General features: G+C 68.1%; 46 protein-coding genes. 1 reads left to right on the forward strand and 45 read right to left on the reverse strand.

The features are described from left to right. Positions 1-10 precede the first annotated feature (10 nt). The 6 genes from Drose_RS04285 to Drose_RS04310 all read right to left on the reverse strand — a co-directional run bounded on the left by Drose_RS04285 (position 11) and on the right by Drose_RS04310 (position 5,979). The gene (locus Drose_RS04285; RefSeq protein WP_260726857.1) at positions 11-961 is read right to left on the reverse strand and encodes a VG15 protein; all 951 of its coding nucleotides are present in this window, start codon (positions 959-961) and stop codon (positions 11-13) included. Beyond that, entirely contained in the window at positions 933-2,348 is a 1,416-nt protein-coding gene (locus Drose_RS04290) for a phage portal protein (protein WP_260726858.1), read from the reverse strand. The genes Drose_RS04285 and Drose_RS04290 overlap by 29 nt, the downstream gene beginning before the upstream one ends. A gap of 7 nt (positions 2,349-2,355) precedes the next feature. Continuing rightward, positions 2,356-3,948, reverse strand: a complete 1,593-nt coding sequence (locus tag Drose_RS04295; protein ID WP_260726859.1) for a phage terminase family protein — start codon at positions 3,946-3,948, stop codon at positions 2,356-2,358. After that, positions 3,929-4,588 carry a hypothetical protein gene (locus Drose_RS04300; protein ID WP_260726860.1) on the reverse strand — a complete coding sequence of 220 codons (660 nt, stop codon included), beginning with the start codon at positions 4,586-4,588 and terminating at the stop codon, positions 3,929-3,931. Before Drose_RS04300 ends, Drose_RS04295 begins: the two co-directional genes overlap by 20 nt. Positions 4,589-4,733: 145 nt before the next feature. Next, the gene (locus Drose_RS04305) at positions 4,734-5,297 is read right to left on the reverse strand and encodes an HNH endonuclease (RefSeq protein ID WP_260726861.1); all 564 of its coding nucleotides are present in this window, start codon (positions 5,295-5,297) and stop codon (positions 4,734-4,736) included. 430 nt (positions 5,298-5,727) lie between these two features. After that, a complete protein-coding gene (locus Drose_RS04310) occupies positions 5,728-5,979 on the reverse strand; it encodes a hypothetical protein (RefSeq protein WP_260726862.1) in 252 nt (83 codons plus the stop codon). 369 nt (positions 5,980-6,348) lie between these two features. Between Drose_RS04310 and Drose_RS04315 the strand changes: the two genes are divergently transcribed. After that, on the forward strand, positions 6,349-6,531 hold the full coding sequence (locus Drose_RS04315; RefSeq protein ID WP_260726863.1) for a hypothetical protein: 183 nt from the start codon (positions 6,349-6,351) through the stop codon (positions 6,529-6,531). Positions 6,532-6,644: 113 nt separating this feature from the next. On the opposite strand, the gene Drose_RS04320 is transcribed toward Drose_RS04315, so the two are convergent. The 39 genes from Drose_RS04320 to Drose_RS04505 form a co-directional block, all read right to left on the reverse strand. Next, the gene (locus Drose_RS04320; protein WP_260726864.1) at positions 6,645-6,887 is read right to left on the reverse strand and encodes a hypothetical protein; all 243 of its coding nucleotides are present in this window, start codon (positions 6,885-6,887) and stop codon (positions 6,645-6,647) included. A 20-nt stretch (positions 6,888-6,907) separates the two neighbouring features. Beyond that, positions 6,908-7,132, reverse strand: a complete 225-nt coding sequence (locus tag Drose_RS04325) for a MerR family transcriptional regulator (RefSeq protein WP_260726865.1) — start codon at positions 7,130-7,132, stop codon at positions 6,908-6,910. A 175-nt stretch (positions 7,133-7,307) separates the two neighbouring features. Continuing rightward, complete coding sequence (locus tag Drose_RS04330) at positions 7,308-8,951, reverse strand: TROVE domain-containing protein (protein ID WP_260726866.1); 1,644 nt, start codon at positions 8,949-8,951, stop codon at positions 7,308-7,310. Positions 8,952-9,425: 474 nt separating this feature from the next. Next, on the reverse strand, positions 9,426-10,145 hold the full coding sequence (locus Drose_RS04335; protein WP_260726867.1) for a hypothetical protein: 720 nt from the start codon (positions 10,143-10,145) through the stop codon (positions 9,426-9,428). Then, positions 10,135-10,413, reverse strand: a complete 279-nt coding sequence (locus Drose_RS04340; RefSeq protein WP_260726868.1) for a hypothetical protein — start codon at positions 10,411-10,413, stop codon at positions 10,135-10,137. Before Drose_RS04340 ends, Drose_RS04335 begins: the two co-directional genes overlap by 11 nt. Continuing rightward, positions 10,403-10,930 (reverse strand): DUF6221 family protein, encoded by a 528-nt coding sequence (locus Drose_RS04345; protein WP_260726869.1) that lies wholly within the window; start codon positions 10,928-10,930, stop codon positions 10,403-10,405. Before Drose_RS04345 ends, Drose_RS04340 begins: the two co-directional genes overlap by 11 nt. 6 nt (positions 10,931-10,936) lie before the next feature. Then, complete coding sequence (locus Drose_RS04350; protein ID WP_260726870.1) at positions 10,937-11,119, reverse strand: hypothetical protein; 183 nt, start codon at positions 11,117-11,119, stop codon at positions 10,937-10,939. Further along, positions 11,116-11,487: a hypothetical protein gene (locus Drose_RS04355; protein ID WP_260726871.1), complete on the reverse strand. Its 372-nt coding sequence runs from the start codon at positions 11,485-11,487 to the stop codon at positions 11,116-11,118. The genes Drose_RS04350 and Drose_RS04355 overlap by 4 nt, the downstream gene beginning before the upstream one ends. Further along, entirely contained in the window at positions 11,480-11,815 is a 336-nt protein-coding gene (locus tag Drose_RS04360) for a helix-turn-helix domain-containing protein (RefSeq protein WP_260726872.1), read from the reverse strand. Before Drose_RS04360 ends, Drose_RS04355 begins: the two co-directional genes overlap by 8 nt. Beyond that, positions 11,808-12,029, reverse strand: a complete 222-nt coding sequence (locus Drose_RS04365) for a hypothetical protein (RefSeq protein WP_260726873.1) — start codon at positions 12,027-12,029, stop codon at positions 11,808-11,810. The genes Drose_RS04360 and Drose_RS04365 overlap by 8 nt, the downstream gene beginning before the upstream one ends. Continuing rightward, positions 12,026-12,424 carry a hypothetical protein gene (locus tag Drose_RS04370; RefSeq protein WP_260726874.1) on the reverse strand — a complete coding sequence of 133 codons (399 nt, stop codon included), beginning with the start codon at positions 12,422-12,424 and terminating at the stop codon, positions 12,026-12,028. Before Drose_RS04370 ends, Drose_RS04365 begins: the two co-directional genes overlap by 4 nt. After that, positions 12,421-12,615: a hypothetical protein gene (locus Drose_RS04375; protein WP_260726875.1), complete on the reverse strand. Its 195-nt coding sequence runs from the start codon at positions 12,613-12,615 to the stop codon at positions 12,421-12,423. The genes Drose_RS04370 and Drose_RS04375 overlap by 4 nt, the downstream gene beginning before the upstream one ends. Further along, positions 12,608-12,946, reverse strand: a complete 339-nt coding sequence (locus tag Drose_RS04380) for a hypothetical protein (protein WP_260726876.1) — start codon at positions 12,944-12,946, stop codon at positions 12,608-12,610. Before Drose_RS04380 ends, Drose_RS04375 begins: the two co-directional genes overlap by 8 nt. Further along, entirely contained in the window at positions 12,939-13,217 is a 279-nt protein-coding gene (locus tag Drose_RS04385; RefSeq protein ID WP_260726877.1) for a hypothetical protein, read from the reverse strand. Before Drose_RS04385 ends, Drose_RS04380 begins: the two co-directional genes overlap by 8 nt. Continuing rightward, entirely contained in the window at positions 13,204-13,641 is a 438-nt protein-coding gene (locus Drose_RS04390; RefSeq protein ID WP_260726878.1) for an ASCH domain-containing protein, read from the reverse strand. The genes Drose_RS04385 and Drose_RS04390 overlap by 14 nt, the downstream gene beginning before the upstream one ends. Then, positions 13,638-13,871 (reverse strand): hypothetical protein, encoded by a 234-nt coding sequence (locus Drose_RS04395; protein WP_260726879.1) that lies wholly within the window; start codon positions 13,869-13,871, stop codon positions 13,638-13,640. Before Drose_RS04395 ends, Drose_RS04390 begins: the two co-directional genes overlap by 4 nt. Continuing rightward, positions 13,861-14,049: a hypothetical protein gene (locus tag Drose_RS04400; protein WP_260726880.1), complete on the reverse strand. Its 189-nt coding sequence runs from the start codon at positions 14,047-14,049 to the stop codon at positions 13,861-13,863. The genes Drose_RS04395 and Drose_RS04400 overlap by 11 nt, the downstream gene beginning before the upstream one ends. After that, positions 14,042-14,287: a helix-turn-helix domain-containing protein gene (locus Drose_RS04405; RefSeq protein WP_260726881.1), complete on the reverse strand. Its 246-nt coding sequence runs from the start codon at positions 14,285-14,287 to the stop codon at positions 14,042-14,044. The genes Drose_RS04400 and Drose_RS04405 overlap by 8 nt, the downstream gene beginning before the upstream one ends. Next, complete coding sequence (locus Drose_RS04410) at positions 14,280-14,507, reverse strand: hypothetical protein (protein ID WP_260726882.1); 228 nt, start codon at positions 14,505-14,507, stop codon at positions 14,280-14,282. The genes Drose_RS04405 and Drose_RS04410 overlap by 8 nt, the downstream gene beginning before the upstream one ends. After that, on the reverse strand, positions 14,507-15,217 hold the full coding sequence (locus tag Drose_RS04415; RefSeq protein ID WP_260726883.1) for a hypothetical protein: 711 nt from the start codon (positions 15,215-15,217) through the stop codon (positions 14,507-14,509). The genes Drose_RS04410 and Drose_RS04415 overlap by 1 nt, the downstream gene beginning before the upstream one ends. Further along, complete coding sequence (locus Drose_RS04420) at positions 15,210-15,392, reverse strand: DUF397 domain-containing protein (RefSeq protein ID WP_260726884.1); 183 nt, start codon at positions 15,390-15,392, stop codon at positions 15,210-15,212. Before Drose_RS04420 ends, Drose_RS04415 begins: the two co-directional genes overlap by 8 nt. Position 15,393: 1 nt before the next feature. After that, on the reverse strand, positions 15,394-15,609 hold the full coding sequence (locus tag Drose_RS04425) for a hypothetical protein (protein ID WP_260726885.1): 216 nt from the start codon (positions 15,607-15,609) through the stop codon (positions 15,394-15,396). Beyond that, entirely contained in the window at positions 15,609-15,890 is a 282-nt protein-coding gene (locus Drose_RS04430) for a hypothetical protein (RefSeq protein WP_260726886.1), read from the reverse strand. Before Drose_RS04430 ends, Drose_RS04425 begins: the two co-directional genes overlap by 1 nt. Next, complete coding sequence (locus Drose_RS04435; RefSeq protein ID WP_260726887.1) at positions 15,887-16,456, reverse strand: hypothetical protein; 570 nt, start codon at positions 16,454-16,456, stop codon at positions 15,887-15,889. The genes Drose_RS04430 and Drose_RS04435 overlap by 4 nt, the downstream gene beginning before the upstream one ends. Continuing rightward, a complete protein-coding gene (locus Drose_RS04440) occupies positions 16,456-17,076 on the reverse strand; it encodes a hypothetical protein (protein ID WP_260726888.1) in 621 nt (206 codons plus the stop codon). The genes Drose_RS04435 and Drose_RS04440 overlap by 1 nt, the downstream gene beginning before the upstream one ends. A gap of 2 nt (positions 17,077-17,078) precedes the next feature. After that, complete coding sequence (locus Drose_RS04445; RefSeq protein ID WP_260726889.1) at positions 17,079-17,348, reverse strand: WhiB family transcriptional regulator; 270 nt, start codon at positions 17,346-17,348, stop codon at positions 17,079-17,081. Beyond that, positions 17,345-17,827, reverse strand: a complete 483-nt coding sequence (locus Drose_RS04450; RefSeq protein ID WP_260726890.1) for a helix-turn-helix domain-containing protein — start codon at positions 17,825-17,827, stop codon at positions 17,345-17,347. Before Drose_RS04450 ends, Drose_RS04445 begins: the two co-directional genes overlap by 4 nt. Next, complete coding sequence (locus Drose_RS38980) at positions 17,824-17,937, reverse strand: hypothetical protein (protein WP_390891321.1); 114 nt, start codon at positions 17,935-17,937, stop codon at positions 17,824-17,826. Before Drose_RS38980 ends, Drose_RS04450 begins: the two co-directional genes overlap by 4 nt. A gap of 192 nt (positions 17,938-18,129) precedes the next feature. Then, positions 18,130-18,555, reverse strand: a complete 426-nt coding sequence (locus Drose_RS04455) for a DUF2493 domain-containing protein (protein ID WP_260726891.1) — start codon at positions 18,553-18,555, stop codon at positions 18,130-18,132. Continuing rightward, positions 18,518-19,096 carry a hypothetical protein gene (locus Drose_RS04460; RefSeq protein ID WP_260726892.1) on the reverse strand — a complete coding sequence of 193 codons (579 nt, stop codon included), beginning with the start codon at positions 19,094-19,096 and terminating at the stop codon, positions 18,518-18,520. The genes Drose_RS04455 and Drose_RS04460 overlap by 38 nt, the downstream gene beginning before the upstream one ends. Then, entirely contained in the window at positions 19,093-20,661 is a 1,569-nt protein-coding gene (locus tag Drose_RS04465) for a DNA cytosine methyltransferase (RefSeq protein ID WP_260726893.1), read from the reverse strand. Before Drose_RS04465 ends, Drose_RS04460 begins: the two co-directional genes overlap by 4 nt. A 220-nt stretch (positions 20,662-20,881) precedes the next feature. Further along, entirely contained in the window at positions 20,882-21,181 is a 300-nt protein-coding gene (locus Drose_RS04470; protein ID WP_260726894.1) for a hypothetical protein, read from the reverse strand. Beyond that, positions 21,178-21,591, reverse strand: a complete 414-nt coding sequence (locus Drose_RS04475) for a hypothetical protein (protein ID WP_260726895.1) — start codon at positions 21,589-21,591, stop codon at positions 21,178-21,180. Before Drose_RS04475 ends, Drose_RS04470 begins: the two co-directional genes overlap by 4 nt. Further along, positions 21,581-21,982: a hypothetical protein gene (locus Drose_RS04480; protein ID WP_260726896.1), complete on the reverse strand. Its 402-nt coding sequence runs from the start codon at positions 21,980-21,982 to the stop codon at positions 21,581-21,583. Before Drose_RS04480 ends, Drose_RS04475 begins: the two co-directional genes overlap by 11 nt. Further along, positions 21,972-22,238, reverse strand: a complete 267-nt coding sequence (locus Drose_RS04485; protein ID WP_260726897.1) for a hypothetical protein — start codon at positions 22,236-22,238, stop codon at positions 21,972-21,974. The genes Drose_RS04480 and Drose_RS04485 overlap by 11 nt, the downstream gene beginning before the upstream one ends. A 1-nt stretch (position 22,239) precedes the next feature. Continuing rightward, entirely contained in the window at positions 22,240-22,509 is a 270-nt protein-coding gene (locus tag Drose_RS04490) for a hypothetical protein (protein WP_260726898.1), read from the reverse strand. Then, a complete protein-coding gene (locus tag Drose_RS04495; protein ID WP_260726899.1) occupies positions 22,506-22,967 on the reverse strand; it encodes a hypothetical protein in 462 nt (153 codons plus the stop codon). The genes Drose_RS04490 and Drose_RS04495 overlap by 4 nt, the downstream gene beginning before the upstream one ends. Next, positions 22,957-23,304 (reverse strand): hypothetical protein, encoded by a 348-nt coding sequence (locus Drose_RS04500; RefSeq protein ID WP_260726900.1) that lies wholly within the window; start codon positions 23,302-23,304, stop codon positions 22,957-22,959. The genes Drose_RS04495 and Drose_RS04500 overlap by 11 nt, the downstream gene beginning before the upstream one ends. Further along, a complete protein-coding gene (locus Drose_RS04505) occupies positions 23,301-23,600 on the reverse strand; it encodes a hypothetical protein (RefSeq protein ID WP_260726901.1) in 300 nt (99 codons plus the stop codon). The genes Drose_RS04500 and Drose_RS04505 overlap by 4 nt, the downstream gene beginning before the upstream one ends.

Here is a 23,600-nt window from a genome sequence, read left to right on the forward strand (position 1 = left end):
GCTCACCGCCTCAGACGACGTAGCCGTGCAGCTTGAGCATGCGGAGGGTCTCTTCTCGGTCCCAGTTGAGCCGGTCGGCCTCGAGGTAGATCGCTTCCGGCGTCATGCGCACCTTGGCGCCGCGCTTGCCGGCGAGACCTCGGCGGGTGGTGCCGACGAGGGTTGTTTTCACCGGTCGCCCGGCGATGGTGACCGTCTTGAGCGCCCGCCTGTAGTTGGTGACCCGGAACAGGTCGGCGCCGTCCTCGATCGCCCGCTGGTCGTGGCCGGACCAGCCGGCTTTCCGGCGCTCCTCGTCGTCGAGGCTGTTGTAGATCTCGCGTGGCGACCTCGGCGGGTCGACCACCTCTGCCGCAGGTATTCCGACGCAGTCGCACAGAGGGTGTCGATCAAACCCCGCATCGTAGCGATACCACCTCCCCGAGAGGAGGATGCACCGATTACACGACGGCAACGTCAGGTGCCGGATGTACCCCTCGACCACCCGGTCATTGACCATGGCCACGCCCGTGGCCACGCGGGCCGCGTCGGCGACCTGGGTGGCGACGATCCGCTGTAGATGCCGGCGGCCGATGGCGTCGGCCTGCGCCCGCGTCATGCCTTGGTCGACGAGTTCCACGACCTCGAGGGCCGGCTGCTCGAGCAGGGTGTCGAGCGGTCGGCCATCGGAGGCGGTGGCCGCGAAGGTCCGTTCGGCGACCTGCCCGAACGGGTCCGGTTCTCGGCCCCACATCCGCACGGCCGCCCCGACGTAGCCCTGCACGCCCCGAGCGGCCTCCATGAGCGCCGACTGGGCAGTGCTGAGCATCTGCCCGGCGACCGAGGCCCAGCCGAGGGTCTCGACAAAGCCCCACAGTCGGTTCGTCTCCGCCACGGCCTGTGCGGCGATCTGCTGCTGCCGTGCCCGATGTGCCGCGGCGAGCTGCTGGACGTCAGGCGGCAGGCTGGTTCGCGTCGCCACCAGCCGTTCCCATCTGCTCGGCCGCAGTCTGCGCCTCGAACATCGCCGCCTGCTGCGCCGCGGCGAGCGCATCCTCCTGCCGCATCCGGGCGCGTTCGGCCGAGGTGAAGCCCAGCTTCTCCCGGGTCATCTCCAGCGGCACGATCGGCGCCGGCAGGTTGTAGAGCTTGACCGCCGCGTCGGCCTTCTGTGCCACGGTGGGCGTGGACGGGTCGCGCCAGATCGTCTCCAGCCGGCGCAGGGCGGGATCCCATTCACCGGTCTGGAACCGGCGAACGATCCGGTTCGTCCGCTCCCACGTCCCGCCGAACGGCCTCTGCTTGCGCTCGGCGCGCTTGATCAGCCGGATCTCGCTTGACCGGATCGCATCCGCAGAGGGTGGATTTTCGGTGTTGAGCCCGACGTAGTGGGCCGGCAGGCCGGCGATCGACGCCGCCAACCGCGCGAGTTGGTTCAGCGTGTCGTGGAAGTTCGTCAAGTCGGCCGACGTGAACTCGAACTCCCGCGCCTGTCCGCCGGTCTGGTCGTCACCTGGGATGGTCAGGAGCCGGCCGAGAATCGCCTGGAGTGCGGTCATCCTGTGGCCGCCCTCGTCCTCGAGGTCTGCCGGGCCGATGCCGAAGATGCCCCGCAGCGGCAGGGCCACGAACTCGGCGCCGACCATCATGTCGGTCGCGATCTTGTTCGCGGCGTGCGCCAGGGGCAGGATCGGCGCGAGTTCGGATCGCCCGCACCAGTCGGCGAGCCTGGACCGGTTCACCAGCGGCGTCACCGGTGCGACACCAAGGTTGTGCTGATCCCGGTCGACCTCGTCATACTGCCCGGACGGCCCGGACCGCTCGTAGTGGATCGTCTTGTCCGGCAAGTACAGGGTGGCCAGATACTCGGTTTCCCGGGCGTATGAGCCGGCCGACTGGTAGCGCCGTAGTGCCGCCCGCACGTTGCGGTTCCGCGGGTCGATGTCCGCATACACCTCAAGCGGTGATTCGCAGGTCACCAGCGGCGTGTCCGGGTCGTCCTCGTTGGTGCCGACAACCACGTAAGCGCGTTTCATCACCAGGGCGTCGAGGTGGGCGAGCTGGGATGCCTCGTCGAGGTTGTTCTCCTGCCACACCCGCCACAGATCGTCGTCGGCGGTGTCGTCGTCCGGGAGCCGGAACCCCTCGACGTCGAGCCGCTCCTCCAGCGAGTCGACGACGAGCATCGGCCAGGCGATGACGACCTGCTGGAGCCGGTCGCCGATCTCCCGGAAGATCTCCGGATGCATGTACATCCGTGGGGACCTGAGCTCGTACTCGTCGTTTAGGGCCTTGAGTTCGCGGAGTTCGTGGTCGTGGACCTGGGACAGGTAGGTGACCCATTCCTGCTCGTCGGTGGGCAGCGCCACGGCCACCTCACTTCATGACGATCAGCTTCCGGCGGCCCTTGGCGGGCCAGAGCTTGGCGGCGGTGACATCCCCTGCCGCCTCGTGGGTGATGATCGAGGTGACGCAGACGTCGATCTTCTGCCCCGGACTGGCCTTCTTCAGGACGTACCGATTGCCAGGCCGTGCGGCCTTTCGGGCGTTCTTGACGTGCACCGCGGCGGTCGGATCACCGTCATGATGGAAGCCGGAATCGGCCTTGACCACGTCCGTGACAAGCCGCTCGGCAGCGGCGTGCATCTGCACGGCCCGGTAGGTCTCCCAGCGGATCACGCGCTTGTCGCCGTACTTCGCGGCAAGCTCGTCGGTCTCGGTTTCCCAGTAGGGGGGGTCAACGTAGAACCGGACCACCTTGTATGTGGTCATGATCTCGTCGACCGCCGCGAGCACCTCGAGCCGCGGGACCTGGCCGCCATGCTCGGAGGGATTCCAGATGCACGGCAGCTTGTCCGGCCCGTACGTCGGAGTGAACTGGTAGCCGTCCTCAGTCTCAAGGCGGATGCACGTCCAGTCGTCGACGTCGGAACCGTCGAGCGCGCCGACCACTGCGGTGCCCGGCGCGACTAGGCGGGGCTTCGCGAGGGCGTCCCACTTCCCGCCATCGATCCACGACCCGGAGCCGGCATCGGGGATGTTCCAGTAGAACCGGATCGCCTGTCCGGGGTCCTTCTCGGCGATCTCGACGGCCTCGGCGTCGATTCGGTCGATGTTGACCCACGGCTTCACCGGCGAGCCCGGTTTGGCGGTCATGGAGTCGCCGTACGCGATCCGCAGCGACCGTCGCCGCTCGGCCTTGTTCGCCAGCGAGGGCCGCGGCGGCATCTTGTGGTCTCGGTGGATGTCGCGGGCTTTCGCCTCCGACGTCCGCTGTGCCACCGACTGCTCTGACGGGTCCCACCCGTTCGTTGTTTCCACCGCGCGGCCACCCGTGCCGGACAGGTTCCGGCGCTGAGTGTCGGCGAGCTTCCATCCGCCGTTGGCCTCAAGCCAGCAGTGCGTCTCATCCTGTGGCGCGAATGTGATGCGCTGCCCGAGTCGAGCCCGCCCCGAGTTCGTGACCGGCTCGATCAAGCCGCCGCCGGGCACGTTGATCCGGGTCGTGCCCGTGTCGGGGATGAGGTCGGCCAACGGCCCCTGTTCGATCATCGGGACGAGCGCGCGCCAGATGTTGTCGGTCTGGTCCTCGCTCGTGGCGGTGATCTGGATCCAGGGCGTCGCCCAGGGCCTGCCAACCGGCTCGCCGGCGCTGTCCCATCCTGCGAATCGGACATCGGCAAGTGCCTCGGCGCATGTCATCGCCGCCGTCAGTGGGCCCTTGCCCCACTTTTGCGGCCGAACGAGTTGCGAGCGCCGGAACGCCCACGCGTTCTGCCACTCGTCCTGGTTGGCGGTCGGGCGGAGCCGGTAGTGCCAGGCCAGGAACGTCCACATTTCGTCGGTCAGCAGGTACGGCTGGCCGAGAAAGTCGCCGTCGGGGATGACGCAGTGCTCTTCGATCCAGGTGCCGATGGACCAGCCAAGGCTCGGGAACTCGCCGGGGTAGCTAGGCCCCCGCCACGGCACCGGGGTCTACCACCCTGAGCCTGTCGCGGGCACTGGCGGGCTTCGCCGGGGCAGTCCTGTCGGCGCGACGGGCCTCGGTCTCGTCGGAAGCGACCTCCCAGCGCAGTCGCAGCATCGACATCGGGCTCAGTCCGAGCCGGTCAGACCACTGGCGGGCCTCCCGGGCCGCGTCCAGGTCGCCGAGTTCGGCGAGAGTCTTGTGTCGGACGTACTGCGCGACATCGCGGGTCCAACCGAGGCGTTCCCAGGCGACGGACTGCGGCGTCGACCACAGTTCTTTCCACAGCAGTGCCTCGAGTTTGCGCTGCTCGGCTAGCTGCGCCTCGCAGATCGCAAACTTTTCCAGCGCCGCGTCGAGTCGGCGCTCGATCGCTCCGACGGGACGGCCTTCCTCCTGCGCCTCGTTGCGGTCGGCCTGCAGTTGCTCGACCTTGGCCGCAGCGAGGTTCCTGCGCACGGTGAGGATGACATCCGGGATCAGCGGCCAGGCCGGGGCGCGCTTCTTGCGGCCCTCTGCTGGCAGCCGAGTCATGGCGATCGTGGCGTTGCGCCGACGCCGCTCGGCGTCGGGTTTCGGTGCGGGTCCTGGCATTGCGATCACCTTCGTGCGGCTCCAGGCCGCGGTCGGGTAGGCCGTCACTCCAGGTGACGACGTGACTGAACGTGAGGGTCCGGGAGGACTCCCGAACCCGTACAGATAGGGAGCTGCCTCACCGGCGGTCTATAAATGTCCGTTTTGAGGGCCCCTCCCCACCCCTGCCCCGTTGGACCTGAACCGCCATCCGTTACGCTGCGTCACTCTTGATCTCGTCTTGCTTCGACGAGTTGCACCTCAGGTGCGCACACTGCACATTGGCCAAGCTGTGCTCGCCACCTCGAGACAGGGGCGTCACGTGATCGACAGTCGGACTGTCCGGATCGAACGGCGAGGCATCCCGATCAACAGATGCGTGGCAGATGCGACACGTCCACTCGTCACGCTCGAACACGTCGAGCCGGTCGAACACCTCGACAACCACAGCTCCGGCCAGGCGTGCACGGCGAGCGGCGTCTGTTGCCCAGTCGTAGGTGCCGACCTCTGCTGGCGTGCCGTGCTGTAGCAGGGTGCGACAGGTGATTGAGCAGACGTGCTGACGAGATGCGTCCGTCTGCCGGGTGATGCCAGCACCGCACACGACACAGGCTGTGGGGTTTCTGCGGTGACGGTTCGGCTGGTATCGCTGGTTGTAGTGCGAACCGCAGAGGCCGCGCGCCCGCAGTGCGTGGGTGCAGCCGGGCGTGGTGCAGTTCTTGGTGGGCGAGTCCGCCTTCGTCCGCATTGTGTTCTCCCGGATGTGCGGAAGCCCCACGCCGGGAAACGTGGGGCTTCCTACCTGCGGTAGCTACTCCGCAGGGTGTCTATCGAATGTTGAATCCGCCCGGCTGAGCCGTGGCAGTCGAGTGGTCATGACATGGCTTGCACAACGGTCTCAATCGACGCCAGGCATCAGGGTCGCGCACGCCTTGAGCCACCAGATCGCGACGGCTCAGCGGATAGTGGTCCGCCACCGACGATGCTGCACCGCACAGCACGCAGAACAGGTGCTCCGGGTAGCGCAGGTAGGCATCGCGCCTACGCGCCCAGCGTGCGTCATAGCCACGGGATGCAGCGCTGCCACGCCTGCGCTCGGCCTCACGCTTGCACTCGCCACAGCGCCCCTGCCCTATGGGAACAAGCTCCGGGCAGGTCGTTGTCGAGCAGGTCTTGAGCGCTCTCGGCATCTCGCCTCCGAGCTGCGATCAGGTGACCTTGGCTGGCACGCCGGCCGCGCCGTCGTCCTCGCCCCGAGCGCCGGTCAGTCGGATCTCGCCGCGATGGACGAGCTGGTACAGCAGACCGGCGAAGTCGACCGCCGAGGTACAGGTCACGGTCACCCGGCCATCCGAGATGGACACCGGCGGGAAGGTGCACAGCGGCCCGTCAGCGTTGGCCGGTGCCCAAGGGGACGAGACGATGCCGCCCGTGGCGCTGGTGCCGTCAGTGCCGTCCATCGTGTCACCTCGGTTTGTTCGGCGGAGGATTCGACCTCGGAGGCTTCTGTGTGCTGGGTGGTGGAGAGCCAGGACGAGCCGGGCGAGTCGGCGGAGGCTTCGACATCTCAGCCCTTCGGACGCGAGCCGGAGCCGGCACCCGGCTTGGAGTTGCCGTTGTTCCCGCCGGGACGGCTGCCTCCACCACCACCTGTGTTGCTGCTGCTACCGGAGCCGGGACGGGAGTTGGCCATGGGTCATCGCCTCCAGGGCTTGAAGGGCAGCAGCGAGAAGGAGTGGCGCGGCGGGTGAGGTGGTCGGCTTCCGGACGGTGGAGCAGTGGCACCCACATAGCCTTTGACCAGCGCAAATGCGTGGTATCATGGTGTCATGACAGCAATGACCTACCGGCCAGACGATGAGCTGTCGGAGCGTCTCCGCAGCGCCGCGTTCGTCACCCGGCGCTCGAAGCAGTCCATCATCGACGAAGCCGTCCGGGACTGGCTCGACAGCAAAGGGCAGCAGGCGCTCGTCGAGCACCGCGCCGCACAAGCGACGAAGCGAACTCGTTGAAGCGTCGCCCGCCCCGGCACGGCGGGGTGAGCGCTGGTCAGTCGGATGCGCGGCGGAGCGCTGCATGCGGTCGATCGGGAGAGAACAGGACGGGCAGACTGGGCGGTCGGCCGTCAGGGCTCACCACGGGCGTAGTCGGCATGCATCTTGATCCGTGCCGCCTCAACAATGCCGAGAGCGAGCGGCCACTGCATGTCGCCACCCTGGTAGACGGTGGCAATACCGGAAGCGGTCGACTCACCGTCATGGTCGACGGTGGCCGCGAGCACGATCCAGCCGGTGATGATGCCCGACCAGCCCTCAGCCCTAGCGTGAGCGGTGATCGCCTCGTCGATGGCGTTCTCGGTGGCGCTCACGGACCACCTCCGAGCGCTGGTCAGGCGGCGACAGGCCGGGGTGAGCGGTGCGAGTGGCCGGATGACAGGGCGTCGGCGTTGGCGTCGATCACGTCACCGAAGCGGTAGAGCGGGCTGCGGCCTTTGCGCCTCACTGGCTTGATCTTGCCGTTGGCCTTCCACATCGCCACGACCTGACGGGAGATGCCAAGCGCGCGGGCTGCCTGAGCGGCGGTCACGTCAGCTTCAAGGTCGTACGTCCACATCCACCGACACCCCCGGTGAATGGCGAAAGCCCCGAGCACGCGGCCCGGGGCTTTCGTAGGTCGTAGGACATGGTGATCCGGAGTTGATGTTAAAGCGCGAATCGCAGACCTGCAAGTAGGCGCGCGATTGGTCAGCATCTCATCCGGGTGTGACAACTTCCTTCCGGTCGAGGCGTCACATCCACGGCCAGGCCGCGCGTTTACCGGCCTCGATCAGCGGCACCATGCGGAACGTGGCGTCGGTCAGGCCGCCGAACTCGATCCGGTTGGTCTTGCCCGCCTCAATCGGGGTCGCGCGGTAACCGCCGAGGTTGAAGCCGTACATGGCGACCGTTGACGGAACCGCGTTGCTCACACCGTGCGCGTAGTGGCCGTCCATGGTCTGCATGTCCGAGATGATGAACACCCGGTCGTGACCTGCCCATGTCCGCTGCAACGAGGCGAGGATCTGCGTGCCGTGACCGACCTCACCGGTGCGCTTCAAGAAGCGGTCGATCTCCTTGAGCGCCGACGCACCCTTCGGCACCTCGTGCTTGAACACGCCATCGGCGAAGCCGTAGACGTCGGCGCCGCATCGCATCGCCAGGACGACGCCGAACACGGCCGCGGCCTTCGCTGCGGTCATCGTCGACTTCGCCGAGAAGCGCCCGTTCGTCATCGACGCCGAGGTGTCGATGAGGACCAGCGTGCGGCCGTCGAGCTGCGGGACGTTCGACAGGGCGGCCGTCAGAGCCTTGTCCAGGGCGTGACCCCAGCGCAGCGACGGGGCGGCCTCGTAGGCGGCGAGGAACCGGAACGGGAACTGGCGTGACTTCGCCACCTGCTCCGGATCCGCGAGCCGCGCAGCCACCTGATCGGCGATCGCGTCGGGCACACCAGCCTCGTCGAAGTTGCGCAGGTTGCGCAGCAGGGCCATATAGCCCATCGATGGGATGAGCGCCGCCCAGAGCTTCGCCTTGTCCAGCTTTGCGCCAACGAGGGAGAGAACGTCCTCCCACGTCATCCCAGCAGCGCGCAGCCGGTCGGCGTCGAGCATCGCCTGAGGGTCACCCTCGGCCAGCTCGCGCAGTTCGGCGTTCGCTCGGATCATCTCCAGCCGCTCCGGGGTCGGGTTGTCCCGATTGTGTCGCCGATCGATCGCGTGCTCGAACAGGTCACCCTGCCAGGCGCCACGCCACCGGTTGCCCTGCGAGCTGCCCTTGCGGTCGCCCGGGTGGGTCAGCTCCAGCACGTCGGCGAACCGCACGCCGCGCGATCCCGTGTCGTACTTGAGGAGCGGGTACTCCGCGTAGAGGCGCATCGCGGCGTCGGCGACACCCCGCTTGACCGGCTTCGGGATTGCGCGGCCGTAGGTCGACGTCCAGTAGGCCAGCATCTCGCCCGGCTCGTCCGCTCGCTGACACACGGCGTCGATCACGGCGCGCTCAATGCCACGGTCGTCGGACCAGCCCGGCACCTCGTGCGCCGGGACGCTCGGCACCCTCACCTCAAGGCGCGCCTTCACGAACTCGGCCGCGCCGACGAGCGACGCCGAGCGCATGTTGCCGTCGGAGCGCAGCCAGCGGAGCAGGCCGACCGTCCAGATCGGATCCTCGATCGCGGCCTGACGGACCAGCTTGGCGTAGCGGGCGTCACGGTCCGACGCCTTCTCGTAGAACGTGTCCTCGCCAACCATGTTGCTCACGGCCAGCAGGAAGAGTTCGGACTGGATGTCCCGGACGAACGCCGGAGCGCCCTCGTGGGTCACGCCCGGACCAGCCACGACGATCGGGCCGGCGCCCTTCGCCGGCCTCGTTGCGGTGGAGTTGAACTTGCTCACGGAAACGGCTCCCATCCGGATGTGGAGGGAGCCGCAGGCCAGATGTGATGCCCGAGATCAAGTCGGTCCGGCGGTCGTTTGGTGCTCTGCCAGTTGAGCTACCTCGACAAGTCGAGGACGGGACTCGAACCCGCAACCACCCCATTAACAGTGGAAGAACTCCGAACCTGCGCACCGGGCATCCATCTGAAGTTGTGACTCCCCGAGATCAAGTCGGCTGACGGTGTGCCACACGCCATGTGGCTGGCGAGCCGCGAACCTTGCGGAGCGGCTGCCCGGACTCGAACCGGATTCTTGTGAAGGAAGAAGTAACCGTCGAAGCCTGCGCACCGGGGAGGTGCATATCGAGTTGTGGCCGCCGAGATCAGAGCGGACCCGGTCTTTTTCATGCCAGAGAAGTATCCGAGCCCTTCGCACCGGCGGCGCACCATCGACGGTACACCGTGCGGATCCCGTTGTTAAACCGGATTTGGGCTACGCCGCAGGTTTGTCCGAACGGCGGATCCCGTTGCGCCGCACCGTAGTTGCGACCTCACTGGTCCATGCGGCGTACTCGTCCTCGGTGAGCAGGCCCTTGCACGTCGGGATCGCGCACTCGGACGCATAGTCGGAGCCGGGTACCCGCCATAGGGTCGCCGCGCCACAACGCTTGCACGGCACGCCGTCGAGGTATTCCGGGCGAGGGTCGACCAATCCGAGCTGGGCGCGGAGCGCGCCGTGGACGCGGCGGACGTCCTCGAAACACTCATCGACGGCCGGGTGCGCGTCCATCGCGTCGTCTGCCCGGCGCAGCAGCCACGCCGCCAGCACCGGAACGGACGGCTCCGGGAGACGCTCCAAGCCGCCGCGCGCCTCCCGCCAGTCCCGCACCCAGAAATCGAGCACGCTGGCCACCGACTCGTAGCCCACCTGGTCCTCGCCCAGCAGCCACACGTGCCTCGCCGGGCCGGTCAGGTCCAGCGGGTCGACCCGGATCGGCAACGGCCGCTCCTTGGAGCCCGACACCCTGCCGCCGGCACGCTGACCGGCGATGCCCGACGGCTCCTCGGCGAGCAGTTGGGCGTGCAGGTCCGGGATCTCCACCAGCCAGGTGCGGAACCTCGACCTGCACACGCCACACAACTGCGGGGTGTGCGGATCTCTGCGCCAGCACGCGGGGCACGAGCCGGAGGGCTCGTCCTGGTCAACGGTCAACGGGAACCTCCCCGAGCCAGAACGCGGCAGCACGCTCAACCTCTCCGTGGAGCACCTCGAACTGCATCCAGGCGAGGGCCTTGCTGCCGGCCGCCTCGTAGTCGGCGAGAAGCGCCCGGTCGCGTGCGACGAGCCGGAGCGCCGCCTCGCCCACGACCTGGTCATCGAACAGCCACACGTGGCCCATGTCCTGCACGTCCGTCTCGGCCTCGTCGAGAGCGCGCCGAAGACGATGGGCAAGCGGTGGGGTGTCGGACTCATCCGGCATGATCTTGCTCCTCCTCGGGAAGCCATTCGGAACTGAAAGCGGGATGGTCAGACCACACTGCGCCGAGCATCCGCAGCAGATACGCCGGGTACTCCACCGTCTCGTCATCGGAGAGCCCCTCCCGGCAGTACTGCAACAGTGCGCGGTGGAGGGCAACATCGCGGAGCACTCGGGCAGGATCGTGACGGGCGATGTGGGCGCCGTCAGCCGTGCGCAACTCCTCGCTCTCGGCGATCTTCACCGGAAGTGTGTTGCCGGGGCCACCCCAACTGAGCTGCCACTCCTCAACAGTCCGCAGCACCACCGCCCGCGACCACTGGCCGTCATAGCCGCCCATGAACGGCTCCAACGGGTCAGGCTGCACGGGTTCCCACCGGTCGCCGACGGCCCATGTCCAGTGCACCCCGCCAGCAACCGGCGCTCCTCCGTCCTCGGCGTTGCGAGGTGCGCTCGCGGCCTTCGCCCACAGCTCGTCCTCGGTGATCCGGTCGATGATGAACTCCACCAGATCAGTCATCAGTCCTCATCCCTCTCCGGCAGATCCGCACCCAGCGGGGACGTAGCTGACGGTGACCGTCTCGGGCACGTCCCCGAAGCCGGCGCGTGCCGCAGCCCCACGGACGTCGGGGATGTCGTAGTCGCCGCTGGCCTCTCGTTCGATACGCTCACTGGCCTCGGCGAGCATGCGGTTCAGCTCATCACTCATTGGGAACGCTCCCGTCCGTTCGTCTCTGGCTGCTCCTCGACCCACGGGCCGAGCACCCGCTTGCGGAACTGGACGCGGTACTGCGGGTCGTCGGTATAGGCGCTGACCAGATAGCGCAGCGCCGCTTCGTCGAGGATCCGGTTCTCTGGACCCCACGTGTTCACATGGCCTGTCGGGATGTCGGTGATCCGTACCTGCCACTGCTCGGAGCCTTGCGGGGGGAGACGTCCAGAGGCAGCGAGAGCGGCGAGGACGTCACGGGCTGCGGCGCTGCGATCGGCGGGGAGCCAGTAGTCGGCGCCGATCGCGCGGGCGACGAGCGCGACGTCTTCGTCGGTGTACGGCCTGTCGGCCGAGAGGTCAGGCACGCTCCGTAACTCCATCCATATCGGTGCGATCTACCGCAGTAGCCGCGAATTTTCGATTGCCCGCCCGTGGCACACCCTGACCCCGACTCCGCTGTGTCATCGGATCCACCCCGACGACCAGCGCCACCGTGAAGCCGAACGCCCCGGCCCACTCCCGCAGGCTGCTCAACGTCGGGTCGCTGGCGCCTGACTCCCACTGCCAGATGGACTGGTAGGTCTGCCGGTCGATCTTCTCGGCGAGCCCTTGCAAGGTCAGACCCCGCCGCTCCCGCTCGGCCTTGAGCGCGTCGAGGATCGGGTCACCCGTCGGCGGGCGTCGTCTAGGCATCCGTTCGCCTCTCCGGTACCTCGGGAAGCGCCGAGCGGGCCGACCGCTTCAGCTCGTCCAGCGCCCGGCGGGTCGCGCACGGCCAACCCTGCCCGCACTGCTCGCAGGTGACGTCGATCAGGGAGCCACCCATCGACCACATCTCCCGAGGCGTGTGATTCCGGTCGGCCATCTCCCGGACATACGGATCGGACAGCTCGAGTTGCCAGCTCACCGGAACCACCTCTTCCACCACGGGGTACGCTCAGACGTAGCTGCGGGGACACGCCCCGGGCGTCCCGCCTCCAGCCCGGCCTCAGTGCCGGGCTGTTGTGCGTCCGGGCTGGGGTCCAAAAGCTCATCGACAGGAGGTGAGACGGGCTCCGGGTCGCCGTAGAGCGCGCGGTACGTCTCGGCGGAGAGCCGGAGCGGACGTGGCCGGGCCTTGATTGGTTGCCACCCCTTCTCGATGCCGCTCTTGCCCCGAAGGCGCTGCGCAGTCCAGTTCTGCTGGCAGATCTCCCCACAGAAGTCACCAGAGGGGTCGTCGGCGCTCAGGTCGATGTGGCAGTACGCACACGAGGAGACGTCGGCGAGGGTGGCGTCTATCTGGTTGAGAATGTCGGTCACGGCGTGTCTCCAGCCCTCATGTGCGAAACCTGCCGGTCGGCGACGAGGAGCAGCGCGGCGAGGATCTCTTCGTGGGTCAGGTCAGGGTGGTCGTCGAGGGTCGACGCGAGCGCGCGGGTGACCCGCATCCGCACCACCGCCACGCGTCCTTCGGATGCCTGCTGTTCGGCGGTGATCCGGCGTCTAGTCACGGTCGTCCGCCTCGGTGAGGAACGTGATGAACGACCACTCCGGCATCGCCGGATGGCCCTCCGTCTCGCCGACCTCCTCGGTGAGTACCACGGGGAAGCCGCGCGCCATGCCGACCAGTTCGAGCTGCTTGAGCAAGTTGGTTCGTACGGTCGTGCGGTACCGGTCAGCTCCACATGAGCGGGCCGTGGCGAGAGCCTGGTCGATCATGCCGACTGACACGCCAGCAACGAACGTGTCATCGTCGTATGGTCCACCCTTCGACGTGACGCAGATGAACGGGTACAGCAGGTCGTAGCCTTCGTCTTCGGGCTGGTCTAGCGGGTCAGTCATGGTGTTCTCCGTTGCTGACACCGAGCTGCTCGGCGGCAAGCTTCCCGATGCCTGCCTCGGTCAGGTGGATCGCGTAGTACCCCTCGGGCTTGGCCAGTCCGCGCTCGATCAGCCAGTCGACGTCGTGCAGCCGGTATCCCTGCGGGACGGTGTCGTCGTACACGTACCAGTGGTCGTCACCGATCGACGAAATCTCGCCGTCGCCGATCAGGCGCAGCAGCGTGTGCACGTGGCCCTGCTGGGCCTTCTTCCGGTCCTCAACGGTCGCCATGGGGGTCTCCTTCGGTGATACCGAGCTGCTCGGCGGGGTCGAGGTAGCGCCATTCGATGCGGGTCACCCACGCGTCGGGCTGCACGTTCATCTGCTCGCAGAACCACGCCACCCACGCCTGCGGGGTCGGCTGGCCGGTGTCGGTGTAGTGCTCCTCGAACCGCGCGGGGTCGACGCCTTCGGCGTATACGTCGTCGTCGGTGATGTCCCAGAGCCGTTCGCGGCGGACCGAGACGACCTCGACCTCGGCGATCCGGACGAGCGGTTCCACAGTCCCGTCGGCGTGCTTGCGGCCCATAACCTTGCGGCACAAGGTCAGCCGTGTTCCCGGTGTCAGGTTCGCCCACCCGAGCCGCCGGGTGACCGTCTTTCGGCGTTCGCGCACTGCCTGCTCAGTCAAGGCGACCGACATCAGCCTGCTCACGATGCCTCCTGGATGCCGAGTTGCTCGGCGATGGTCCGCAGCTCGTCGCACGGATGGTTCACAGCCGGTCCGCAGGTCGCGCACACGCGATGCGTCTCCGGCGAGCGGCATGCGCCCCATGCGCAGGGCACCGGTTGGTGGCGCTCGACGACGGCACGGAGGGCGCGATCAACCGGTCCGTCGAAGTGGGCGATCTCGTCGGTGATCTGCTGGTGGAGATCAGCGGGCATCGCGCACCTCCTGCCGCTCATCGTCGATTTCCCAGAAATCCGCATCGTCGGCGCGACCGACCGCGTCCCAGCACGCCTTGCACGCCCCGCCGTACGGGTCCTCTGTCGTACTGCCGCAGCCCTGCGAGCACCAGGCGAAGTCGACGCCCTCAGGGACGTCTGCGTACCAGCTAGGCATCGGTGCGGTCTCCTCCGGGATGCTCGACGTCGACGGCGGTAGCCAGCACGAGCCTGCGCCCGAGCACGCTGAGGATGCGGTCGACGATGTTCGCGCTGGCGCCGACCTTCAGGTGCAGGATCTGGGAGAGGTGCTTCTCGGTGATCCCGGCCTCGGCGGCTACCTCCAGTTGGCGCATGCCGGACGCGCGGATCTCCAGCCAGAGCAGCTCAGCCAGTGCCTCCCTGGTGCTAGCCACGTCGCCACCACGCCATCCAGCGCTCGTTGACCTGCTTCTGGGTCAGCAACTCGTCGGTGATGACGATGCCGTACTCGTCCGCACCGGTGTCGGCGGCGTGGATGCGCAGCATGGCTCCTCTGCGCACGGCGCCGTTGAGCGACATGTTCGAGACGATGCGGTCCAGTTCGTCGATGTCGGGCTGGCCCCGCCAGTCCCACGACATGCCCTCGGCGGCCATCAGGCGCTCCCCTCGGGCTGCTCGGCGTACACGCATCCGTCGCGGTAGGTGTGCTCCCGGCCACAGGTGTCGTCTCGCCGCCAGCGTGGCGCGGCCGGGTCGCACTCTTCACAGTCGCAGCCACGGAGGTGGCCGCGGTCGTTGAGCGCCGAGTGGGGCTCGGGCTCCTCGGCGGAGATGGGCTCCCGCCAGAGCCATGTCGCGTCGTCCCATGTGCGACCTGACGGCGTTACCGTCTCCAACTCGACGTGGACTCGCCCTGCCGAGAACCTCCACAGCTCGGCGATGCCACGCTCTTCGGCGAGGCGTGCGAAACAGGGCGGGCAGACAATGCCGTCGAACTCCTCCTCGCCGTTGATCGAGCCGCCCCGCATGACCGAATTCCACAGCGGGGACGGTGCAGACCATGCGATGTTCGGGCCGCCGCAGCGGTGGCAGATCGCTTCCGGGCGCGCGGGCTCGGGCTGCTCGGCGGGCCCGGTCGGCTTCGCGGTGCAGATCTTGCAGCGCTGCGGCGGCGCGCCCTCGGTGTCGGCGGAGCACATGCAGCACCACCAGTCGGTGAGCCCTTCCGGGTGCCAGCAGTGGCCGTACGCCTTCCGGCAGGCACGCTCGGCCTGCCACTGGATCCACCACGAGCCGCGTAGCGGCCGGGCGACGTCCCAGATGCCGGGCGCGACCTGCGCCTTGGTGCTGTGGTGGTCAGCCATCGAACCGTCCTCGCTTCACAGCAGCGACGAAGGCCGCGAACGCCTCCACGTCGAACGTCACCCTGTCGCCGCCGTCCTTGGTGTCTCGGACCGTGACCTTGTCGGTGAGCGTCACCTGGACGCAGGCGGAGGAGGCGCATCGGGTGGAGATGGTGGGCTGGTTGGGTGTGAGCATTTCAGGACTCCTCGGTACTCATGGACGTGACGGTGTAGTTCCAGCGCTGGGTCGAACGTGCGTGGATGCCGCAGGCGAGGCCGTTGACGTTGAACGGGCAGCCGGCCTCGACCGTGAACTTGGCCCGCTTCCCGCAGATCTGCGCCACACCGAGAGTGCCGGTCATCTGGCCGCACCCGGTCGCGTTGCGGAACTTGTCGTAGGGGTCGTAGGGCATCAGGACTCCTTCTCGGTGCGCTTTGTGGCCTGTGCTGCGAGCACCGCCCGTGCCCGGCGGACACCGCGGCGTTTCACCTCGGGCGGGACGGGCTTGAGGTGCTTCCACGTCTTCGGCTGGCCGAAGAGCTCGCACCGGTGGATGCGGAGCAGGTCCCGGTCGGCGGGGTCGGGGTTGGTGACCGCGAGCCAGACCTTGTGTCGGGCGGACCAGAGCCAGCCGACGACGCTGTTGCAGGTAGAGCAGGCGAGCTGAGCGGGCGGGTCCTCAATCTCGGTCACGACGCCTCCTCAACGACGTGGAGGTGGAAGCGGGAGGCGGCGGGGAGGTGGCAGGTGCCGCAGGAGCCGGAGTCATCGGCGGCGAAGCGGTGGAGCGGATTCCCTTCCCTTTCCTTTCCTTCCTTTCCCTTCCCTTCCCTTCCCTTAAGAGCGGAATCCGGGACCTTTCCGCTCGGATTCCGCTCGGAATCCGAGCCGGAATCCGCCTCCTGCTGGCGACGCTCGGCCGCCTTCGCTGCCTTCCGGTCTCGGTCGGCGGCACGCTTCGTGTCGATCTCTTCCATCGAGTCGTTGTGTGCGAACCACGCGGCGATGCACCACTCATCGGTGATCTCGTCACGGACCACGAGGCGCAGGGTGGCTAGCTTCGCCAGTTCGGCCTTCCAGCGCGGTCGACCCAGGCGGCCGATCTGGGACTCCATCAGCCGACCGTCGGTGCCCATCGCCTTGCACCGCAGTGACATGGCCAGGTAGAGGTGCGCCGGGCCGTCGCCGGCCTCGATGATGCGGTCGTCGTCGTAAAAGGTGACCGTCACCGGCAGGAAGAGCTTCGGTTTGCGTCCCATCAGAACGGTGGCTCCTCGGCGCGCTCGCGGCGGGCACGAACGGCCGCCAGACGCTCACCCACGACATCGAGCACCGCCTGGTAGGCGTCCATGGTGGCGTCGTCGTGGAGGTCGATGGTCCGGTCGCGGTAGGTCCTTCCCAGCGCGAGCAGGACCAACGCCGGGAACCTCCTGTCGATGCGGTCGCCGGCCCATCGGTAGTTGTCCTCCGTGTCCGCAGTTGCGACGGCGACATCCGCGGGCAGCATCCACTCGAGGAACTGCTTGACCGCATGTTCGTACTGATCAAGGAGCGATTCGAGCTCCTCCACCTCGCGCCTGTGAAGGTATGCGGCGATCTGCCGGTCGACGTCCCACTCGGCGTACTGCCGGTTGTAGACGGGCCGCTCTTCGCGGACGGCCGCCCGCTCGGCGGCCGATGCAAGCTCGCGCGAGTCGTGCCACTCGGCCTCGGCGCGTGACGCGAACTGCACCCAATCCGAAGACCGGGCGTGACCGCTGTTCGTCCGGTCGCCGAGTGACTCGGTGATGCCGACGTACAGCAGCACGTCGTTCTCGTCGTAGTGCCGATACAGGGCGCACCTGCGCTGATCGGTGGCGCGAACAAGTTCCGTTGTCACCTCTAGCCCTCCTCTTCCTGCCGGAACACCAGACACCGATCGCTGTGCCGCTGAACCAACCTCTTGTCCAGCACTCCCGCCTTGCCCTCGGCGGTCCAGTACGTCCCACCGGCGGTCACCTCGCGCAGATCGACGCGCTGCGACCAGGCCGTGCACTGTTTGAGGACCGGGCAGTGCCGGTGGCAGATGTGTGCCGCGTCATAGCGGTATGCCTTGTGCATGAACAGTTCCGGGTTGAACCGGCATGCGGCCTCGTCGCGCCAGTCGCTCACGCCCGCCTCCCCACCCTGGCCTCGAGGTATCGGGTCGCCAGCTCCTCGGCGGTGCGACGGTCGACCTGGACAGCGGCGATGATTTCGTCGTCGGGGGCGCCGAGACGCAACCCCAGCACCCGGCACACCGCCTGCCGCAGTTCCACGACCTCCACCGGCCTCGCCGCGGCGAGCAGCGCTTTCCACCGCTGCTGCATCGGCCGGGCGGCATACAGGTCGTAGCCGGGTGGCGGCATCCACGGATCACCTGATCCGAGTCCCTCACCCTCGGGCGGCTCCGGGGCCAGGTACGGGCTGTCCCGCTCGGCGATCCGGGGCCTGCCCGCACCGGACACCGGGATACCGTTCGCGTCCCTGAGTGCCCGCACGGTGCGATCCGACCTGGCCGCCGACCTGGCGACGTAGCTCACGGGATGCCCGGCACGCAGCAGGCGCAGGATCTCCCGGCGGTCCTCGTCCGTCAACGGCTGGCGGCTCACCGCTCCACCACCCTGATAGACCGGGCGATCCCCGGAGCCTGCGCAAGCCGCCCTTCAGCAACCAGCACCCGAACCTGATGAGCAGCAGACGAATAGGCGTCCAACCCCACACCCCGGGCAATCTCCCGGATCGTCGGGGCCGTAGCCGTGCGTCAGCCAGTAGTCGGCGACGAACTGGATGATCTGTGCTCGGCGCCGGTCGCCGGAGACGAACGTGGAGGGCATCAGCTCACCTCCGCATCGAACGGGAGAACGTCCTGGGAGAGCCTGCGAGCGATCGCCTCGCAGTAGTACGGCTCCACTCAGCTCGCCTCCTCTCGCGGAACGTCCCGAGCCGCGGTCACGTCGTCGTAGTCGATGACCTTCACCGGGATCCCGGCCGCCTCGGCGGCGTTGGCGCAGTGCGTCGCACCGTTGGACCGGTCACGGATGAACGCCATGCACAGATCGGCGCCGAGGGAAACCATGTGGTTGTTCCGGGCGAAGCCGGCCCGCTTGCCGTGCGTGTCCCACAAGGCCGGATGCCGCTCCGCCCTGATCGGCCACAGGAGGCCCCGCTCGCGCGTCCACTTGTCGGCGATGGCGTCAGCGCCGGACGGGCAGGCGCCGTGGACGACCGTGATGTGGTCGTCGCCGGCGGCTAGCGCCTCCTTGGTGATGGTGTCGAGGCAGAAGCGGATGGACGCCTCGTCATCCCACGTCCGCGAGCCCGTAACCAAGATCCTCATTCGTCGCCTCCCGTCGTCTCTGCGCCTCACGGATCTCCCGAGCAGTCGCCGGCGGGCACAGCTCCCACCCGCCCTCGTCATCGAGGAACACCACCCCGTAGCGCAGGAGGATCGGCTCCTTCAGCGGGTCGGCGGAGCGCGACAGGATCTGCCCGTACGCCTTCGCCATCGGCTCGTGATCGTGCTGCCACCGCCCACACCACCGGCACCCGTGGACGCAATTGCTGAGCCGGTCCGACTCGGCGATCGCCGCACCGTGCACCCCACCCATGCCGGTCTTGATCCGGTGGCAAGGCTCGACCGCCCTGCCCTGGCAGCCCTCCTGCTGGATCTCACAAACCCCGCCGGAACGCAGGGCCAGAGCAGCGCGCAGTTCCACGGTGGATCGCCTCCTCTTCTTCGGTGCTGCTTTTCGGGCCGACGGAGACTCAGACCTGGCCTGCTCCTGCATCGGAGTGGACCGGCGGATCGACGTCTTGCGCTCGAGCGGCTTCCCCGACTTGAGCGGGGTGCGGCGCTTCGCCGGCTCTCTGCGCTTCATGCGGCCACCACCGCAGCGTCGAGGCTCAGCAGTCGGCGGTAGGCGTAGGCGGCCTGCTGCCAGACGACACCGTTGCCGAGGATGCGCAGCATGTCGTTGCGAGACAGGCCAGGGACGGCGCACACCCAGCCGTCGGGGAGGCCCATCATCCACTCGACGAAACGGGGCGCCAGGCGCGGCTGGCCTTTCGACCCGGATTCCGTCGGGTGCGGCGCAGGCCGGTCGAGCACCTGCTCCCAGCGGGCGATCGCCGGGGCGTACTCGCCCCACCGTTCGGCGAACGCGATGTCAGAGAGCGTCCAGCCGTCGTTGTTGACACCGACCTTGTCCTCCGATCGGCTCGCCGTGGCGTTGCGCGAGCCCCGCGAATCCGCGACCGTCGGCGTCGGCAGGAGCATGACCGCGCTCGGCAGCATCAGGTCACCGGAGCTGCCCCGCTGATTCGGGCCGCCCCTGCTCCCGTCGGTGGCGCGCGGCGCTGGTCCAGCATTGTTGCCGACGCCGCGCGCCACCGACGGGAGCAAGGCGACGGCGTCGTCGAGGCCGAACGTCCGATCCGGGTGCTCCCTCCGCTCGCGTGGCACGCGAGCGGAGGGAGCACCAGCCTGGCGTCCGAGCGCTGCGTTCGGCGTGGGCAGCAGGTAGGAGATGGCCGACAGGCTCGGGCTGTTCCGGCTCGCATCCGCAGGGCCAGCCGCACGGCAGTCGCGACGCATCGGAGTCGGCACCGTCGCGGCTGCTGCCGACTCCGATGCGTCGCGACTGCCGTGCGGCTGCTTGAAATCGGCGCGGGCCAGCACGGCGAGGCTCGTGATCGTGGATCGCGCGCCACCCGGCATGGCCGCCCCCGTTGCCATGTGCGCCTCTGGCGTCTTGCCGTCGTCCTTCGCCATCGGCGTCGGGAGGAGCGTCACGCCGTCAGGTCGAACAGCACCTCCGACAGCGGCGGACGGAACCCCTTCCCCGCCCGCCGGCCCGGCGATCCAGTGTCCGAGGCTTTCGGCGTCGGCAGGGTGCGCGACGATGAAGACCCGCTTCCGGCGGTGCGGGGCGCCGACGTCGGAAGCGGGAACAGTGACCCACCGCGCGTCATACCCGAGGTCGGCCAGGTCTCCGAGAACAGCTCCCGATGCTCGCAGAACAGGCTGTTCACGCCCGTCTCCCACACACCACGGGCAGGGTTCCAGATCGCTGTCGGCTCGGGCACTGTGCAGACCCTCCACGTTCTCCAGAAAGACAAGCCGCGGACGGATGACGTCGATCGCGTCGGCGATGTGGGACCAGATCCCGGTCCGGGTGCCTTTGCCGAGTCCGGCGCGTTTCCCGGCGCCGGAGACGTCCTGGCAGGGGAAACCGGCACCGAACACGTCGGCGCGCGGCACGGCCGTCCAGTCGGTGGCGGTGATGTCGCCGAGGTTCGGCACGCCCGGGTAGTGGTGGGCGAGCACCTTTGACGCGGCCGGGTCGTTCTCGGCGTGCCAGACGTGGCCGAGCGGGCCGAGGACGGCTTCGATGCCCATGCCGAGCATCTCGGCGCCTGAGCAGAAGCTGGCGAATGTGGTCACCTCTGCCTCCTGTGGACTTCGGTCGGGGTGTCGTCACGGTGACGACCCGGGTTGACTGGGTGGAAAGCGCGCTTGCGCCTGTGCATCTGCGGGTCAGGGCAGTGGATCCACGACCGGAGCACTGCCGTGTCCCGCTGCTCGCGAAGCTCCCGGCTCTCGGAGCGCAGGGCTTCAAGCTCGGCGAGGAGGCCAGCGCGACGGCGGAGGAAGGAGAAGAGCCTCACGGTGGCCCGTCCGGGATGCCGTAGAGCCTCAGCACCTCGGCCTCGTAGTCCTTCGCGTCCTGCGTGTACGGCATCACCTGCAACGCGAAGAGTAGGTTCACCCGGGCCGGGGTCAGGTCCAGGTCGGACGCGGCGACGATCCGCTGCTCGGCGCAATCGCCAGCACCCAGCGGCGGTGGTGGTTCTGCTGCTGCTGCCGGATACGGCTCGGATCGGGTAGACCTCGAGAAGATCCCGACAACGGCAGCAGCGCAGCCAGCCAGGACGAAGCAGGCGCCGATGAGGAGTTCCTTCACCGGACACCTGCCGGAGCCTTGGTCAGCTCATCAAGCGCCGTCGGCAGGTAGGCGTCGATGAGGTCGAGTTGGGCTTCGCACACCGGCGGCGGTCCGGGATCAGGCTTCGGCTCGTCATCCCCGGGGCCGTCGTCGCGGCGCTCCTCAAACTCCGTGCACTCATCGACAACCGCGTACGTACCCGTCTTGCCGTTGAGCTCCCACGTGATGGTCCTCTCGGTCCATTCGCGCGGTGTCACCTCGCCGAGCAAGGCGACCGTGAGGATCGGGCAGAACACCTCGGGGTCGACGTTCGGGTTGTCGTGAACGCAGTCGTAGCAGTGGCTATCGGCCCAGATGTCGAACTCGGTGCCGTTGCTGAACGCGCGGCCCGGACGGGCGTCAGCGCGGATTTCGTCCTCAGCGCGCATCGGGTGTCTCCTCGGGCTCACGGAGGATCGAGCGGGCAACAGCGATTGAGGCGGCGAACATCCGCTCGGTGTAGGCGCCGATCCCGCCGAAGGTCTTGTTGATGAATTCCTCTTCGCGCTGCCAGGCGAACACGGCGTTTGCGATGTCCTGCGCTTGGGCGTCGAGCCAGTCGGCGAGCGCCAGTGCCACAGGCGGATGCATCAGGGCGATATACGACGCGTCGGGTCGCCCCTCGGTGAGTTCACCGGTGTCCGCGATCATCATTCCGCCGTCAGCGGTGGTGACCTCACTGTCGGCGAGGTCTACGGCCCATCCGTCGTCGGAGAAGGATGCTGCTCTGGCGTGCTCGCGCAGCTTGGCTGCTGCACGACGGAGAAGATCAGCCGACACGGTTCACCTCCAGCCGACCGTTGGAGACCAGTTCGCTCGGCCCGCGCCAGCCGCGCATCTCGGCGAGCAGTTCGGGCCAGGTCATCCAGTCGCCGTCGGTGCTGCCGTCGTCGTCGGTGATGTACCAGCGGCGCTCCTCGTCGCCCGCCTCGACGTAGGCGTCGGTGCGGTAGGCGACCGCTCGCAGGTCGCCGTCGTGGTCCCACCAGGCGACGATGGTCCGCTCCGGAGGCTCGGGGATCAGGTCAGCCGGCATCTCAGTCCTCCCTCTTGGTGCTCGACGAGGAGCCGAGGCTCGGCAGCAGCACCATGAGCAGGACCGACCACCAGTAGCCGATGGTCGGGATCGCCGGCCACCAGTGGGCGTGGGCGACGTCGAGGAAGAGCATGAACAGCCAGCCCTTCAGCAGCGACAGGAGCGCGAAGGTGATGAGGCCGGTGATGCAGCCCTGCAACGCCTTCCCGCGCTGCTCGGACTTGCGGCCCTTACGGATCAGCCGAGCAGCCTCGGCGTAGTCGATGCTCACGAGGAGGCTCCCATCCGCCCGTAGCCGCGCGGCAGCGAGTTGACGGTGAGCGCGACGCACTCCAGCAGCTCCGCGACGTAGCGCCCGCGCTCGAACCCGTCCGGGATGTCGTTCAGCTCTTGCAGGACGGTGTTGAACGCCTCGAGGTCCATCGCTGCGCGGGCCGCGATCAGGCGACGTGACCAGGCGACGGAGGCGCGGACCTCGGACTCGTTGACGGCTCCCGTGTCGACGTTCCAGCCGACCATGCGGAACCGGCCGACCTCGCCGCCGTCGCTCGCGTGGTTGATGAACGTGTCACACCACGCCTTCAGGGCCGTGAACAGCCCCTCGCCGGTGCATTCTTCGTTGAGTCTTTTCAGCACCCGCTCGGCCTTGTGCCAGTCTCGTGCGAGGGCGGCGTGGTAGGCGTTCGTCGCCAGCCGGACAGCCTTGCTGTGCTGCTCGTCAGCGCTCATCGGTGTCCTCCAGCAGTGCGGAGCGCCGGTCGATCGCTTCGATCCACGCCGCAGCAACGGCGGCGACTTGGACCAGCTCGGCCCGCAGCTTCGCGGGGTCATCCTCAGCAAGCGCCTCGGCGACCTCCTCCTCCAAGACGTCCGCCCACGCGAGCGTCCTTTCAGCGGCCTGGGAGTTGGTCCAGAGTTTCGCCGATCGCGCGGCGGCCCGGCGGCCCGGACCGGCAGTTCCGTCCGGGTGGTTCTGCTCGCCCCATTTCGCGTCCTGTGCGGCCCGCTCCCGGGCGATGTCGCCGTAGACCCTGCTGTATGCGGTATCGGGGTTGATGTTGCTCACGGTGCTCCTGCCTCTCGGTGAGCTTGTGACACAGCGGCGGCCTCCTCGCCGGAGCCCGGCAGCAGGAAGCGGTGCATACCGGACATGTATGCGACGTCGAGCATCCTGCGGTCCCAGTAGCCCTCGTCAGTGCCCGCGCACTCGGGGCAGACGACGTTGCGCTCCTTGGCCTGGGAGGCGCCGATTCGCCAGCCGGCAACCCTGGCCGAGTCGTCATCGGTGCCGGCAGGGCTCAGGACAGGCTGGCGCTTCTCGGCCATCTCGCAGATGTCGCAGCGGTAGACGACGGTCGCCAC

This window comes from Dactylosporangium roseum (genome assembly GCF_025264685.1).
Classification (GTDB): domain Bacteria; phylum Actinomycetota; class Actinomycetes; order Mycobacteriales; family Micromonosporaceae; genus Dactylosporangium; species Dactylosporangium roseum.

Bases quoted from the DNA above. Each gene is read 5' to 3' on its own strand.
- Drose_RS04310 (WP_260726862.1), bottom strand. From the start codon at position 5,979: ATGGACGGCACTGACGGCACCAGCGCCACGGGCGGCATCGTCTCGTCC.
- Drose_RS04315 (WP_260726863.1), top strand. From the start codon at position 6,349: ATGACAGCAATGACCTACCGGCCAGACGATGAGCTGTCGGAGCGTCTC.
- Drose_RS04325 (WP_260726865.1), bottom strand. From the start codon at position 7,132: ATGTGGACGTACGACCTTGAAGCTGACGTGACCGCCGCTCAGGCAGCC.
- Drose_RS04340 (WP_260726868.1), bottom strand. From the start codon at position 10,413: ATGCCGGATGAGTCCGACACCCCACCGCTTGCCCATCGTCTTCGGCGC.
- Drose_RS04345 (WP_260726869.1), bottom strand. From the start codon at position 10,930: ATGACTGATCTGGTGGAGTTCATCATCGACCGGATCACCGAGGACGAG.
- Drose_RS04350 (WP_260726870.1), bottom strand. From the start codon at position 11,119: ATGAGTGATGAGCTGAACCGCATGCTCGCCGAGGCCAGTGAGCGTATC.
- Drose_RS04360 (WP_260726872.1), bottom strand. From the start codon at position 11,815: ATGCCTAGACGACGCCCGCCGACGGGTGACCCGATCCTCGACGCGCTC.
- Drose_RS04380 (WP_260726876.1), bottom strand. From the start codon at position 12,946: ATGACTGACCCGCTAGACCAGCCCGAAGACGAAGGCTACGACCTGCTG.
- Drose_RS04385 (WP_260726877.1), bottom strand. From the start codon at position 13,217: ATGGCGACCGTTGAGGACCGGAAGAAGGCCCAGCAGGGCCACGTGCAC.
- Drose_RS04395 (WP_260726879.1), bottom strand. From the start codon at position 13,871: ATGCCCGCTGATCTCCACCAGCAGATCACCGACGAGATCGCCCACTTC.
- Drose_RS04400 (WP_260726880.1), bottom strand. From the start codon at position 14,049: ATGCCTAGCTGGTACGCAGACGTCCCTGAGGGCGTCGACTTCGCCTGG.
- Drose_RS04410 (WP_260726882.1), bottom strand. From the start codon at position 14,507: ATGGCCGCCGAGGGCATGTCGTGGGACTGGCGGGGCCAGCCCGACATC.
- Drose_RS04415 (WP_260726883.1), bottom strand. From the start codon at position 15,217: ATGGCTGACCACCACAGCACCAAGGCGCAGGTCGCGCCCGGCATCTGG.
- Drose_RS04420 (WP_260726884.1), bottom strand. From the start codon at position 15,392: ATGCTCACACCCAACCAGCCCACCATCTCCACCCGATGCGCCTCCTCC.
- Drose_RS04425 (WP_260726885.1), bottom strand. From the start codon at position 15,609: ATGCCCTACGACCCCTACGACAAGTTCCGCAACGCGACCGGGTGCGGC.
- Drose_RS04435 (WP_260726887.1), bottom strand. From the start codon at position 16,456: ATGGGACGCAAACCGAAGCTCTTCCTGCCGGTGACGGTCACCTTTTAC.
- Drose_RS04455 (WP_260726891.1), bottom strand. From the start codon at position 18,555: ATGAGGATCTTGGTTACGGGCTCGCGGACGTGGGATGACGAGGCGTCC.
- Drose_RS04460 (WP_260726892.1), bottom strand. From the start codon at position 19,096: ATGAAGCGCAGAGAGCCGGCGAAGCGCCGCACCCCGCTCAAGTCGGGG.
- Drose_RS04475 (WP_260726895.1), bottom strand. From the start codon at position 21,591: ATGCGCGCTGAGGACGAAATCCGCGCTGACGCCCGTCCGGGCCGCGCG.
- Drose_RS04485 (WP_260726897.1), bottom strand. From the start codon at position 22,238: ATGCCGGCTGACCTGATCCCCGAGCCTCCGGAGCGGACCATCGTCGCC.
- Drose_RS04495 (WP_260726899.1), bottom strand. From the start codon at position 22,967: ATGAGCGCTGACGAGCAGCACAGCAAGGCTGTCCGGCTGGCGACGAAC.